General features: G+C 73.2%; 14 protein-coding genes and 1 pseudogene. 6 read left to right on the forward strand and 9 right to left on the reverse strand.

Annotation, left to right across the window (positions count from 1 at the left end; genetic code table 11):
- Positions 1–480: 480 nt before the first annotated feature.
- The 4 genes from Q0848_RS10870 (at position 481) to Q0848_RS10885 (ending at position 2,569) form a co-directional block, all read left to right on the forward strand.
- Positions 481–654, forward strand: coding sequence for a hypothetical protein (locus tag Q0848_RS10870; RefSeq protein ID WP_299037434.1), 174 nt, complete (start codon positions 481–483; stop codon positions 652–654).
- A gap of 111 nt (positions 655–765) precedes the next feature.
- Positions 766–1,116: a hypothetical protein gene (locus tag Q0848_RS10875; RefSeq protein WP_299037436.1), complete on the forward strand. Its 351-nt coding sequence runs from the start codon at positions 766–768 to the stop codon at positions 1,114–1,116.
- Positions 1,117–1,343: 227 nt separating this feature from the next.
- Positions 1,344–1,988, forward strand: coding sequence for a dihydrofolate reductase family protein (locus Q0848_RS10880; protein WP_299037438.1), 645 nt, complete (start codon positions 1,344–1,346; stop codon positions 1,986–1,988).
- A gap of 203 nt (positions 1,989–2,191) precedes the next feature.
- Positions 2,192–2,569: a hypothetical protein gene (locus Q0848_RS10885; protein WP_299037440.1), complete on the forward strand. Its 378-nt coding sequence runs from the start codon at positions 2,192–2,194 to the stop codon at positions 2,567–2,569.
- Between the two features lie 90 nt (positions 2,570–2,659).
- Here Q0848_RS10885 and Q0848_RS10890 read toward each other — a convergent pair whose 3' ends face one another.
- The 3 genes from Q0848_RS10890 to Q0848_RS10900 all read right to left on the reverse strand — a co-directional run bounded on the left by Q0848_RS10890 (position 2,660) and on the right by Q0848_RS10900 (position 4,176).
- Positions 2,660–2,947 carry a YdeI/OmpD-associated family protein gene (locus Q0848_RS10890; RefSeq protein WP_366146553.1) on the reverse strand — a complete coding sequence of 96 codons (288 nt, stop codon included), beginning with the start codon at positions 2,945–2,947 and terminating at the stop codon, positions 2,660–2,662.
- A gap of 51 nt (positions 2,948–2,998) precedes the next feature.
- A complete protein-coding gene (locus Q0848_RS10895; RefSeq protein WP_299037444.1) occupies positions 2,999–3,235 on the reverse strand; it encodes a hypothetical protein in 237 nt (78 codons plus the stop codon).
- Between the two features lie 98 nt (positions 3,236–3,333).
- A complete protein-coding gene (locus Q0848_RS10900) occupies positions 3,334–4,176 on the reverse strand; it encodes a sigma-70 family RNA polymerase sigma factor (RefSeq protein WP_299037447.1) in 843 nt (280 codons plus the stop codon).
- A gap of 82 nt (positions 4,177–4,258) precedes the next feature.
- Here Q0848_RS10900 and Q0848_RS10905 point away from each other — a divergent pair, with 82 nt between their 5' ends.
- Positions 4,259–4,393, forward strand: a complete 135-nt coding sequence (locus Q0848_RS10905; protein WP_299037449.1) for a hypothetical protein — start codon at positions 4,259–4,261, stop codon at positions 4,391–4,393.
- A gap of 156 nt (positions 4,394–4,549) precedes the next feature.
- Here the strand turns inward: Q0848_RS10905 and Q0848_RS10910 are convergent, their stop codons facing one another.
- From Q0848_RS10910 to Q0848_RS10935, 6 genes and pseudogenes are all read right to left on the reverse strand, one after another.
- Positions 4,550–5,311 (reverse strand): sulfite exporter TauE/SafE family protein, encoded by a 762-nt coding sequence (locus Q0848_RS10910; protein WP_299037451.1) that lies wholly within the window; start codon positions 5,309–5,311, stop codon positions 4,550–4,552.
- Between the two features lie 286 nt (positions 5,312–5,597).
- Positions 5,598–6,020 (reverse strand): VOC family protein, encoded by a 423-nt coding sequence (locus Q0848_RS10915; RefSeq protein WP_366146551.1) that lies wholly within the window; start codon positions 6,018–6,020, stop codon positions 5,598–5,600.
- 458 nt (positions 6,021–6,478) lie between these two features.
- The gene (locus tag Q0848_RS10920; protein ID WP_299037453.1) at positions 6,479–8,806 is read right to left on the reverse strand and encodes a glycoside hydrolase family 3 N-terminal domain-containing protein; all 2,328 of its coding nucleotides are present in this window, start codon (positions 8,804–8,806) and stop codon (positions 6,479–6,481) included.
- Between the two features lie 133 nt (positions 8,807–8,939).
- Complete coding sequence (locus tag Q0848_RS10925; protein ID WP_299037454.1) at positions 8,940–9,833, reverse strand: carbohydrate ABC transporter permease; 894 nt, start codon at positions 9,831–9,833, stop codon at positions 8,940–8,942.
- Positions 9,830–10,735: pseudogene (locus tag Q0848_RS10930) on the reverse strand (sugar ABC transporter permease); the annotation flags it as partial. The gene Q0848_RS10925 and the pseudogene Q0848_RS10930, both read right to left, overlap by 4 nt.
- A 96-nt stretch (positions 10,736–10,831) precedes the next feature.
- Positions 10,832–12,118, reverse strand: a complete 1,287-nt coding sequence (locus tag Q0848_RS10935; RefSeq protein WP_299037456.1) for an ABC transporter substrate-binding protein — start codon at positions 12,116–12,118, stop codon at positions 10,832–10,834.
- A 111-nt stretch (positions 12,119–12,229) separates the two neighbouring features.
- Here Q0848_RS10935 and Q0848_RS10940 point away from each other — a divergent pair, with 111 nt between their 5' ends.
- A complete protein-coding gene (locus Q0848_RS10940; protein ID WP_299037457.1) occupies positions 12,230–13,276 on the forward strand; it encodes a LacI family DNA-binding transcriptional regulator in 1,047 nt (348 codons plus the stop codon).
- The last annotated feature ends 72 nt before the right edge of the window (positions 13,277–13,348 follow it).

The following is a 13,348-nucleotide window of genomic DNA, read 5'->3' on the forward strand; positions in this document are numbered from 1 at the left end:
CCGGGTACTTCCTCGGTGCTGCCATGACTCTCATCCTCCCGTGCGATGAGAGCCTCCATCAGACCCGGTACGAGACACAGACAGCGGGAGCTGTTGTACCTCGCCTCCTCGTCGCCGACCACGGGCCCAGGTGTCCTGGGCTTCGCAGGCCTTCTGGCCGGCGGATTCGTCGCGGGAGGGCATGTGTGGAGGAACAGCCCTCTGCTCAACGGCAGCGGTTGCTGGTCGCGGTGCATGACGGTCTTCTTCAGCGAGCGTCGGCTGGGACGAGCGCACCGCGAGACGGCGCGGTCGGCGCCAGAGCCGCAGGGAGGCGGCCCGTGACGCATGAGCAGGTGACACGGTCCGGCCTCGCCACACGCCGATCCTCGACCGGACGCCAGGGCCGCGTGTCGCCAGCTCGTGCAGCAGTCTCCCATCGACGATGTCGCCGCCAGCGCTCAAGCTCCTCCCCAGATGATCTTCGCTAGGTTCGTGGTCATGCGCACAGACGCGACCTCTCGATACGGCGGGTCGCTGCTCATCGCCGTGGTCTTCGGCCTCGTGCTCGGCTTCGCGGTGACTCCGACCGTCGGCGTGGTCGTCGGACTCGCCGCCGGCTCCGCTTGGCTCGCCGTCGGACTGATCGGTCAGCGAGGCACGAGGCGCACCTGAGCACAGCGACCGCCCCTCAGTGGATCCTCGTCCGGGAAGGACGGCGCGGCGTCCTGGGTCCGGAGGCCCTGATGCACCCGCCCCGGCCACTGCCGTGCCTACGGTGAGGCCATGCCCTCATCCCGCGACGCATCTCCGTGGGCGGCCGTCGCCGTGCGCTTGATCGGCGCCCTCGTCCTGGTCACCGCCGTCGCGGGCGTCCTGGCACTGCTCGACGTCTCCGGTCTCGCCACCGCCTGGGGACTGAGCGCCATCGTGATCGGCGCCCTCGTCGGCCTGACGGCCAGCGACCAGGTCACCCGCGGCGTGGGCATCGACCTCGGCACCGCCTTCGGAGGCGGCACGGCGATCGGCCCAGACCGGCGCAGGGAGCGCCACGCGAGTCCGCTGACGGGCTTCGGGGCCTTCCTGCTCGTGGGCCTCCCCCTCGCAGCGCTGGGCCTGGTCGTCCTCAGTCTCTGACCCCTGCGCTCGCGCCGACACGCCCTACCTCGTCGACGAGGGCGCGCATCGGCTCCCGCAGACGGTCGCTGGACGGTCAGCGTCCCGCTGACGACGGCCGGCCGATCGGAGTTCCCCTGGCGACTCGCTACAAGCCCGTGCTGCACCGGTCGAGGCGCGCCCCCCGGGGGGAGCGATGAGCACGCGCCCGGCCGCCGGTCGAAGATGCAACCGACACGAGGAGCGTCATGCCGCAGCTGCTGAAGGTCCAGAACTTCACCGTCTCCGCCGACGGCTACGGCGCTGGCGACGACCAGAGCCTGGAAAGACCCTTCGGCCATGCCGACCCAGGCACCCTGCTGTCCTGGGTCTTCCCCACCGCCAGCTTCCCTGGTCGCACCGCACCCGGAGGCACGCGCGGGCTCGACGACCACCTCGCCCGCGACTTCCACCACGACATCGGCGCCGAGATCATGGGCGCGCACGAGTTCAGCCCCCACCGAGGGCCGTGGACCGACCACGAGTGGCAGGGCTGGTGGGGCGACGAGCCGCCGTTCCACACGCCCGTCTTCGTCCTCACCCACCACCACCGCCCCTCCTTCACCCTCGCCGACACGACCTTCCACTTCGTCGACGACTCCCTGGAGGACGTGCTCGACCAGGCGCGCACCGCCGCGGACGGCCGCGACGTCCGCCTCGGCGGAGGCGCCCAGACCATCCGCGCGTTCCTCGAGGCCGATCTGGTCGACACCCTCCACGTCGCCGTCGCCCCGATCGAGCTCGGCTCAGGCACCCGGCTCTGGGCCTCGACCGATGAGCTCGACGACCGGTACCACCACGACGTCATCCCCAGCCCCAGCGGAGTGGTCCACCACCTGCTCTGGCGACGTTGAGCGACCGCCGACAGGTCGAGGACCCGGGCCCACAGGTCGTCCCATCGGTCGGTCCTCGACCGGTCACCTCGTCGCGACAGCACCGCTTCGCTGTCACTGGCTCCTGCAGCACTCCCCCGCAGGAGCCCAGGAACGTGCGGGCGCGTCGAACGTCTCTGACGCATCACGGCTCCCCCACCTCGTCGCTGGGTCGATCCCGCGGCATGGGTCCCGCTCGACGTGGCGCCGCGCTGGTCCTCGTGGCGGCTCTAGCGGGCTGTGGTGAGTCGGCGCCGACGACGCGAGAGGACGGCCTCGCAGTCGCCTACGACGAGCCCACGGGCGGTGGCGGGAACAGCGCCCTGCTCACCGGCGTCGTCGAAGACCTCGACGGCTGCCTGGTCGTGCAGCAGGACGGCGGTGGTCAGGAAGAGCCTTACGTGCCGGTGTTCCCCAGCAACGACAGCACGGCGCGCGACGTCACCGAGGGAAGCACCGTCGAGCTCGGCGGCGGATGGACTCCTGAGCTCGATGCAGACGCGGACATCCCCGACGCCTGTCCGACGGACGGCCCCTTCTGGGTGGTCGCTCAGCCCGACTGAGACTCGGTGGACGGCATCCCGCAGACGGTCGTCGACCGGCGATGGGCAGGCTGTTCGGGCCTGGGGCAGCGTGGAGCACGACCCGCAGACCTACGTGCCGGTGCGCTCTCGGTGCGTGCACCCCGGCCAGCAGCACGGTCGCCGCTCGCCGCGCTGCAGCTCGTCCTCGGTGACGCGGATGCGACGTCGGCGGGTCTGGTCCTGCTCGGCGTCCTCGACCCAGCAGATGAACTCGTTGCGGGCCAGTGGCGTGATGTCCCGCCATGCGGTGAGTGCGGTGTTGTCGTCGACGAGCATCCGGTGCAGGTCCTCCGGCAGTGGGTGCACCACTCCGCCGGGTACGTCGTGGACGCCCTGCTGGGCGACTACCTGGTTCATCGTGCTGCTCACGCGCTCCCTGTCCGCAGGTGATGGCCTGTGCCCGGTGGGTCAGCTGTCCGGAAGGCCGGCGAATGTCCTGTGGACGTCGCGGTACCAGCCGAGTGACTTCTTGGGGTGACGCCACCGGGCCCTCATCGCGTCCCGGGCGAGCTGGTGAGACGCGTCCCCGGCCTTCTCAGCCTCCTTCAGGTGTCGGTCGTTGGCGATGATGATGTCGTCGGCGGTCTTGCCCTGGTGCTCGACGTCGCAGGCGCCGCCCAGCTGGCGGCAGGTCATGGTCTTCACAGCGGGTCTCCTTCAGCGCAGTCCTGCACGTGGTCGGGGTTCCGTGCTCTTGACGTTCCTGAGGGGTCGGGTGTGACCGGCCCCTCCAGTCCTCCTCCTCACTGGCGTCGCATCCCGCCGTCGCGGCGGACCACCTGGGCCAGCACGTCGGCGTCGGCGCGGAAGGTGATGCGCGCGACGACGCCGTCGATGACGGTGATGTCGAAGACCACCCGCGCGTGCCCGCGGTGGAACCAGGCGGCCACCGGCCGGTCCCGGAGCAGGACCGGCAGCGCGGCGCTGGCGCTGCCGTTGAAGAAGGCGGCGACCTCCTGCCGTCCGTCGAGCCGCTCAGGGGTGCCGAGGCCGGCAGCGGCCGCGTCGGCGCGGACCCCGACGTCCGGAGCCAGCAGCTGCAGGAGTCGCTGGAGGTCCCCGCCGCGGGCGGCCGCCATGAAGGCGTCGACGACCTGCCAGTCGGCCAGCCCGTCCTGCGGGTCGGGCTGGCCGATCTTGGCGCGGGCCCGGGAGGCGAGCTTGCGCGCGGCCGCCGGCGTGGTCTCCAGCACCGCGGCGATGGTGGAGAAGTCGAACCCGAAGCTGTCGTGCAGGACGAACGCCACCCGCTCCCGCGGGAAGAGCCGCTCGAGCACGACCTGGAGGGCGATGCCCACGGTGTCGGCCAGAGCGACCTCGTCCGCCGGGTCTCCTGCGGCGCCCGCCTCGACCTCGATCCCCACGTCCTCAGCCAGGGGGGTGCGCGCCCGCAGGCGGTCGAGGCACAACCTGGTCGTGACCGTCGTCAGCCACGCGGGCAGGCTCTCGATCTCTGCGGTGGTGCCGTGCAGACGCAGCCAGGCCTGCTGCACGACGTCCTCGGCCTCAGCCGGGTCGTCCAGCACGCGCGCCGCGATCCCGACCAGCCGAGGGCGTTCCCCCTCGAAGGCCTCCGTCACATCCACCGACGACACCCCTTCTCGACGACCACGCCTTGACGGGCACTGACGTCTGGACAGCGGCGAGTGTGACGGGACCATCGGCCCCATGACCGAGACGGTGGCCCTCGATCATGACGTCGAGGACTGCCGCACGAGGGTGGCACCTGGGTCGTGGCGTCCGAAGACGACCGCTGCCTGCACGCTGGTGGACGCCGGCGACGCCGCCGACGCCTGCACCTGAGCATCCCGCTGACGATGGTCATCCGGGGCGGCATGACGGTGGGAGAGCACGAGCGCACCTGGAGCCGTCGAGACCTGATGAGGAGCGCCCGCGAGCCCTGCGAGGTGAGCGGGCAGTTGGCGCAGCCTGCGCCGCCGGGCGGGGCCGGTGGGGCGCTCAGGCGAAGGCTGAGATCACGGCGACCAGGGCCGCGAGGCAGAGCAGCGCGAGGACGAGGACCTCGTAGCGGCCTGGGTCGAGTGCGCGGAAGATGCGGTCGCCGGCGAAGAAGCCGGCGAGGGCGGACAGGACCAGCCAGCCGAGACCGGGGATGAGGACGAGCACGCCGCCGATGGCCAGTGCGGTCACGCTCAGCGGAAGACGGACGAGGTTGAGCGTGACGAGGGTGTCCCTGACCGTCGCCGGGCCGTGAGGCCGATGGGTGAGGTAGTAGACGGTCGGAGGGCCACCGAGCGTCGTCGAGGTCGCCAGGGCGCCGGACAGCAGGCCCGCCACGGCACCCCACCTGCGCGAGGCGGGCTTCGCCGCCTGGCCTGCGCGGCGGGAGGCGACCCGGAAGGCGATGGCGACCAGCACCGCGGCGGCGATGACGATCATCAGCAGCCGCTGGGGCAGGACGACGAGCAGGTACGCGCCCAGGGCCAGGCCGGGCAGCGAGCTGATCCCGAGGACGGCGACCTCGTCCCACCGGGGGGCAGGTGGGCGGCGCCGCAGGAGCAGGACCAGCAGGTCGACGGCTGTGCCGACGATCACCACGGTGGTCACGGCTGCGGCCGGGCTGTGGAGCAGCACGGCGCCGAGGGGGGCGCTGAGGATCGCGAAGCCGAACCCGGTGGCGGTCTGCAGCGCGGAGCTGACCGCCACGAGCAGGGACAGCGCGACCAGCAGGCCCGGGTCGGGGACCGCGAAGAGCGCCACGGGCTGCATCCTCACGCACGCACGAGCACCGGCGGCACTGGCCCATGGACGGCTGACACCGGACCCGTCGCGCCCGTGAGCCGACCCTGCGACTGCTCGACGACATCACCGACGAGAGCGCCGCAGCCGCCCACTCGACGATCGCTGGCCGGTCGCCGTGCCGCTGACGGTCGTCGACCGGACGATGATCGACGACCGGCCACGCACCGTGGGTCCGTCGGCGGGCACGAGTGATGCTCGGGCGTCCGCCATGGAGCGCCGGTGGACGCCCGAGCGGCCCGGAGGATCAGGAGGGCTGGTCGAGGCCGCCGGACTCGGCGGCGGCGGGGACGTCCATCCACGTGACCTCCCACACGTGGCCGTCCGGGTCGCGGAAGCTGGTGCCGTACATGAAGCCGAGGTCCTGCGCGGGACCGTAGGGCGATCCGCCGTGGGCCAGAGCCTTGGCCCTGAGGGCGTCGCACTCCTGGCGGCTGCCCGCCGACAGCGCGACCATGAACGCCGTCGTCCCTGCGGGCGCGGCCTCCGAGTGCAGGAACTCGCGCCACCTCGTCGGCTCGTGGACGAGGACGAAGATGTTCTCCTCGACGACGATGCACGCGGTGGTGTCGCTCTCGAACTGCGGGTTCGGCGTGAAGCCGAGGGCGGAGTAGAAGGACTTCGAAACCTCCTTGTCCGCGACGGGCACGTTGATGAAGGCCATGCGCACGGCGATCTCCCGGTCGGTCGGTCGGCCCCTCGCGGGCCGCCTGCTGCGTGGACGTGCGGCAGTCGCCGAAGTCATCGGTCCCCTGCCGTCGGGTGTGCGGGCTCAGGCAGGTCCACCGCACCGCGCCGCCGAACCCGATGCCGCGGCCGGGTCGAGGGGCCACGCCCGCCGTGCGACCCACGCATCCGGTAGACGACGCCCCTTACCGGTGACGGCCGAGGTCGGAGAGCCGTCGTCCACGACGGCCCCCTCCTCGGAGGTCACGGGTCTGCGCGTGCGTCGGTTGCACCCCGTCGACGAGCGGCCCCACGCCTGGCGCGGCGACCGTCCGCGCAGCGACGTCGTCAGCGCCCGCCGACCGCCACGAGCACCCGCCCAGCAGCGCGCCACCGCCCGGCGGGCCTGCTGGGACGCCGGCGGGGCGCCGTCCCAGCAGGCCGCCACGGCGTGGCCCGAGATCAGCCCGGGACCACGTCCACGCCGACGACGCGCCGGTCGGCGGTGGTGACGCGGTGCACGGCACCGGTGAGCTCGACGGCGGCGGTCAGCACCGGGTCCTGGCAGGAGGTGCCGACGGCCAGGTCGATCGCCCCCGGCTCGACGACCCGGGTCATCGAGCGGTCGGTGAACGCCAGCCGCGTCGTCGGGACGTCGAAGACGACCTCCGCGCTCTGCCCGGGCGCGAGCTCCACCCGCGCGTACCCGAGCAGCTGCGTGACGGGCCGGGTCACCGAGGCCACGGGGTCGCTCGCGTAGAGCTGCACGACGTCGGCGCCGGCCCGCTCGCCGGTGTTCTCCACGCGCACCGAGACCTGCAGCGCGCCGTCGGTGGGCACCTGCGCCGAGGCCACGCGCAGGTCCTCGTGGGCGAAGGTGGTGTAGGACAGGCCGAACCCGAAGGGCCGCACGGGCGCGGTGTCGATGTTGCTCACCGAGCTCTGCGCCCCCAGCTTCGGGTGCAGGTAGGAGTACGGCTGGGCCCCCACCGAGCGGGGCAGCGACACGGGCAGGCGCCCCGAGGGGTTGACCCGCCCCGACAGCACCCCCGCGACGGCCCCGGCGCCCTCCTGGCCCGGGAAGAACGCCTGGACGACGGCGGCGCAGCGCTCCAGCGCCCAGTCGACCGCGTAGGGCCGGCCGGTGAGCAGCACGGCCACGACCGGGGTTCCCGTGTCGAGCAGCGCCTCCAGCAGCTGGCGCTGCACGCCCGGCAGGTCCAGGGACTCGGCGTCGCAGCCCTCGCCCGAGGTGCCGCGGCCGAAGAGCCCGGCGCGGTCGCCCAGCACCGCCACGACGACGTCGGCGTCGCGCGCCGCGTCGACGGCCGCGGCGATCTGCGACGTGTCCGCCGTGTCGACGTCGCACCCGCGCGCGGAGGTGGTGGTCGCCCCGCTCAGCTCGGCGCGCACGGCCTCGAGCACGGAGGCGACGTCCAGACCCAGCTCGACGCCGGGGTGCTGGGCCAGCACGTGGTTGGCGAAGCTGTAGCAGCCGAACAGCGCGGAGGTGTCGTCGGCGTTGGGGCCGACGACGGCCACCCGCCGCGGCTCGGCCGCCGCGAGCGGGAGCACGCCGTCGTTGCTCAGCAGCACCACGCCCTCCTCGGCGATCTGCCGGGCGAGCTCGCGGTGCGCGGGCGGGTCGAGGTCGATCTCCCCGACGGCGTCCGGGTCGAAGACGGCGTCGAGCAGGCCCAGGCGCTCCTTCTGCGCCAGGACGCGCCGCAGCGCCCGGTCCACCAGCTCCTCGCCGGTGCGGCCGTCGCGGACGCGGGCGGCCAGGGGCTCGAGGTAGGTGGTGCCCGTGGGCAGCTCGACGTCGATGCCGGCGGCGAGCGCCTGCGCGGCCGCGTCGCCCGGGTCGCCGGCCACCCCGTGCAGCGACTGCAGGAACGCGACGGCGAAGTAGTCGGCGACCACCGTGCCGGTGAAGCCCCACTCGTCGCGCAGCAGGTCGGTGAGCAGGGACGCGTCCGCGGCCACGGGCACGCCGTCGACCTCGGCGTAGGAGTTCATCACCGAGTCGACGCCGCCGTCGAGGACGGCCATCTCGAAGGGGGGCAGGAGCACGTCGGCGATCTCGCGCGGGCCCGCGTGGACCGGGGCGAGGTTGCGGCCGGCGCGGGAGTTCGAGTAGCCGACGAAGTGCTTGAGGGTCGCCACGACGCCGGTCGACTGCACCCCACGGACGTAGGCGGTGGCCACGGTGCCCACCACGTACGGGTCCTCGGCGATGCACTCCTCGACCCGTCCCCAGCGGGCGTCGCGCACGACGTCGAGCACCGGGGCCAGGCCCTGGTGCACGCCGAGGGACCGCATGGACTCGCCGATGGCCGCGCCCATGCGCTCCACCAGCTCGGGGTGGAAGCTCGCGCCCCAGCTCAGCGGCGCGGGGAACGTGGTGGCGCGCCAGGCCGCCAGGCCGGTCAGGCACTCCTCGTGCACGAGCGCGGGCAGGCCCAGCCGCGTCTTCTCCGTCAGCCACCGCTGCCGGGCGGCCAGCCCGCGCGCCCCCTCGACGGGGTCGAGCGGTGCCGTGCCGAAGGGGCGGGTCAGCTGCCCCAGCCCCTGGGTGGCGAAGGCCTCGAACTCCGCGTCCTCGGACTGCATGGCGTCCTGCATGGGCGCGACGTCACCGCCGTCGCCGTCGCCGCCCCTGCCCTCCCACAGGCCGACGAGCTGGGCCAGCTTCTCCTCCAGCGTCATCGACGCCAGGAGCTCCTCCACGCGCGCCGAGGCGGGAGCCGGGGCTCCGAGGCCGGTGGGCGGGGACAGGTCGGTGCTCATGGGGTCCTTCCGGAGGGCGTGGTGGAGAGGAGGGCTCGCGGCGGCGGGCGGTGCGCCACCGCGAGGGGGCGGCTCGACGGTAGGCCGCTGCAGCGGGACGGAGGCAGGTCGGTGCAGAGGGATCGAGGTCCGCTCAGCCCTTGACGGCGCCCTGGAGGCCGTTGACGATCCGCCGCTGCATCGCGAGGAAGAAGATCAGGGCCGGGATCATCGCCAGCGAGGTGAAGGCGAGGACGCCCGCCGTGTCCTGGGCGTACTGGCTCGAGAAGCTCGCCACGCCCAGGGGCAGGGTCTGCGAGGCGGGGTCGGAGAGCACGAGCAGCGGCAGCAGGTAGGCGTTCCAGGAGGCGACGAAGGCGAGCACGCCCACCGTGACCAGGCCGGGCCCGGACAGCGGCAGCAGGACCCGCCAGAAGAAGCCGAACCGGGACGCGCCGTCGATCATGGCCGCCTCCTCGAGCTCCTTCGGCAGCGCCGCGAGGAAGGGCCGGAGGATGACGACCGTCAGCGGCAGGGCGAACGCGGCCTGCGGCAGGGCCACGCCCCAGACCGAGTTCGTCAGGCCGACGTCCCGCACGAGCAGGAAGAGCGGGATGATCGCCACGGTCAGCGGGAACAGCAGGCCCAGGGTGAAGACCAGCGCCAGGGCCTCGCGGCCCTTGAACTGGTAGCGGGCCAGCGGGTAGGCCGCCATGACGCCGAGGACGCACACGATGACGGTCGTGACGAGCGCCACGAGCGTCGAGTTGAGCGTGTAGCGCCAGAAGCTCGGCGACGTCAGCACGTCGACGTAGTTGTCGACCACCCACGGGTCGGGCAGGCCCGTCGGGTTCGCGGCCAGCTGCGCGTTGGAGCGGAAGCCGCCGAGGAAGGCGTAGGCGACCGGGGCCACGGTGACCACGACGACGACCGCCGCGATCGCGTAGACCAGCGGGCCGCCGCCCCCGAAGGCGGTGCGGCGACCGCGCCGCTCGGGCTGCAGCGGGACCGGTCGGCCCGGGGCGGGGGTGGTGGTGGGTGCGCTCATCGCACGGCCTTCCTCGGCGTCGGTGCGCTGTCGGTGTCGCGACGCAGGATGAACTGCTGGTACAGCACGGCCAGCACCAGCGAGATGACGAAGAGGATGACGGCGACCGCCGAGGCGTAGCCGTACTGGCCGCGCTCGGTGCCCTGGTTGATGAGGTAGATCGCCATCGTGACGGTCGAGTTGGCAGGACCACCGCCGGTGAGGATCCACACCATGTCGAACAGCTGCAGCGAGCCGATCATGGACAGGAAGCCCCAGGTGCGGATCGTCGGCCCCAGCAGCGGGATCGTGATCCGGCGCTGCACCTGCCACCACGACGCGCCGTCGAGCTGCGCGGCCTCGTAGACGTCCTCGGGCACGCCCTGCAGGCCGGCCAGGAACAGCAGCACCGCCAGGCCGAGGTACTTCCAGGTGAGCACCACCATCACGGTCCCGAGCGCGACCTCGGGGTCGCCGAGCCACAGCTGGGTCAGCCCGCCGAGCCCCACGCCCTCGACGACGGCGTCGACGAGGCCGTTTGGCTGCAGGAGCAGCACCCAGACGACGCCCGCCACGACCTCGGCGAGGACGTACGGCATGAAGATGACGACCCGGAGGAAGCCCCGGCCGCGGATCTCCCGGTTGAGCAGGAGCGCGATCCCCAGCCCCAGCGGCAGCTGGATCGCGATGGACAGCCCGATGATGAGGAAGTTGTTGAGCACCGCGCTCGTGAAGACGGTGTCCTGCAGCGCGCGGGCGTAGTTCGCCAGGCCCACGAAGTCGTCCAGGGGCCCCAGGCCGTTCCAGTCGAACACCGAGTAGCGCACGGCCTGGACGACCGGGACCACCACGAAGAGGGCGAGCAGGGCCAGCGCCGGGCCCGTGAAGACGGCGATCTCCAGGCGCTGGCGCCCCGCCGAGGAGAGCCCGCGCCGGCCGCTGCCGCCCCCGGCCGCCGCGGGGTGGGGCCGCGACGTGCGCGCCCGTCGAGCGTCCGCTCACGTCGTCCGCCCCCGGCCTCAGGCGGTGCCGGCCGCGGCCTGGACCGCGTCGACGACGTCCTGCGGCGTGGCCTGCCCGGCGAACAGCAGCGCGATCTCGTCGTTCATCGCCCCGCCGACGTTCTCGCCGAACGCCGTGTCGAAGTACAGCTGCACGTACGGCGCGCTGTCGCGGTACTCGATGAGGTCGGCCAGCGCCGGGTCGGACACCGCGTCGTTGGCCGCCGGGTTGGTCGGCAGGCCCATGTCGCGCTCGGCGAAGCCCTGCTGGACCTCGTCGCTCAGGAGGTGCTGGACGAAGTCCACGCACACCGGCGGGGCGTCGGCCGCGCAGGCCCAGGCGTCACCGCCGCCGAGCGCGGCGTCGGGCGCGCCGTCACCGCCCTCCACGGAGGGGAAGGGGAACCAGCCGGTCTTCTCGCCGAGGCCCTCGCCGTCCTCGGTGAGCCCCTGCATGACGCCGGGCTCCCAGTGGCCGGCCAGCTCCATGGCCACCTGCTCGGTCGCGAGCAGGCCGGAGGCGCTGGCGGGGCCCTCCTGGGCGGGGGTGCCCAGGAAGCCCTCGTTGAAGGGCTCGGTGGCGACGAGGCCCTCGAGGTCCTCGCCGGCCGCGACGAAGCACGGGTCGGAGAAGTCGAGGGTGGTCACGGCGTCCTCGAGGACGTCCTGGCCGCACTCGCGCAGGGCGGTGTAGTACCAGTAGTGCGCCGCCGGCCACTTGTCGCCGGCGCCCACGGAGATCGGCTGGATGCCGGCGTCCTTGAGCGCCTGGACCGCGGCGTCGAGCTCCTCCATCGTCGCGGGCGGCTCGGTGATGCCGGCCTGCTCGAAGAGCTCGGTGTTGTACCAGAAGCCCACGACGCCGACCGAGAACGGCAGGGCGTACGTGGCGCCGTCGACCTGCCAGCCGTTGACCGAGCTGCCGATGGTCTCGATCGTGTCGGCGGCGGCCTCGGAGAGGTCCATCGTGAGCCCGGCCTCGACGTGGTCGGCGAGCTCGCCGCCGCCGCGCTCCATGTAGACGTCGGGCGTGTCACCGGTCTGGAAGGCGGCGTTGAGCCGCGTGAGCATGTCCTCGTGCGCCAGGGCGCTGATCTCGATCGTCGTGCCCGGGTTGGCCTCCTCGAAGTCCGCGGCGACCTGCTCGTAGTAGGCCTTGCCGGGGTCGCTGTTGGAGTTGTGCCACCAGGTCATGGTGCCGTCGGACTCGCCGCCGCCGGCGTCGGAGTCGCCGCCGCCGCAGGCGGTCAGGACGGACGCCGTCGCCAGGATCGCGACGGCGGAGAGGGCTCGGTTCCTCGCCATGGGGAGTGTCCTTGTCGTCGTTGACGGAGGGGTGCGCCGCCGAGGATGCACACGCCCCATTCCGGGTGTCAAACGTTTTCGACAACGGTTTCGAAACGCTAGGCTCCTCGCGTGGACGAACTCCGTCAGCGCGCGACGACGCCCGCTGACCCCCAGCGCGTGACCATCACCGACGTCGCCCGGCTGGCCGGGGTCTCCGCGGCGACCGTCTCGAAGGTGGTCAACGGCCGCTACGGGGTCTCCGCCCGGACCGTCGAGCACGTGCGGGGCGTCATCGAGGAGGTGGGCTACGAGTCGAGCCTGGTCGCGCGCAGCCTGCGCAGCCACCGCACCAACGTCATCGGGATCCTCGTGGCCGAGTTCGAGCCCTTCAGCACCGAGATCATCAAGGGCACCGCGGCGGCCATCAGCGGCACGGGGTACGAGCTGCTGGCGTACTCCGGCGGCGGCCGCGCCGAGGAGGACGCGGGCTGGGAGCGCAGGTCGCTCTCGCGGCTGGGGGGCACCCTCATCGACGGAGCCATCCTCGTGACCCCCACCGTCGTCGGGGCCGCCGGCGCCGTGCCCGTGGTCGCGATCGACCCGCACGCCGGCCCGAGCGACCTGCCCACCGTCGACGCCGACAACGTCCGCGGCGCCGTCCTCGCCACCGAGCACCTGCTCGGCCTGGGCCACCGCCGGATCGCCTTCCTGGGCGGGCGCCCGGGCCTGGAGTCCTCCCGCCTGCGCGAGGAGGGCTTCCGCACCGCCATGGCGGCCGCCGGCGCGCCCGTCGACCCCGACCTCGTGCGGGTGGGCGGGTACCGCCCCCAGACCGCCACGGGCCCGGCCCACGAGCTGCTGGCGCACCCGGACCGCCCGAGCGCCGTCTTCGCGGCGAACGACGTCTCCGCGATCGCCACCATGGGCGTCGCCCGCGAGCTGGGCCTGTCCGTCCCGGGCGACCTGTCCGTCGTCGGCTTCGACAACGTCCCCGAGTCGGTGCTGGCGGAGCCGCCGCTGACCACCGTCAGCCAGCCGATGCAGGCGATGGGCACGTCCGCCGTGCAGCTGCTGGTCCAGCTGATGAACGGCTCGCCGGAGACCGCCCCGGACGGCGGCACGCACGTCCGGCTGCCCACCGAGCTCGTCGTGCGCGGGTCGACCCGGGCGCTGTAGCCCGACCACCCGCGCCGCGCCGGCGACCCGTCCGCGCCCGGTCCGGCCGCTCCCCCGGCCGCCGCTCCCCCA

Source organism: uncultured Pseudokineococcus sp. (genome assembly GCF_947495735.1).
GTDB lineage: Bacteria > Actinomycetota > Actinomycetes > Actinomycetales > Quadrisphaeraceae > Pseudokineococcus.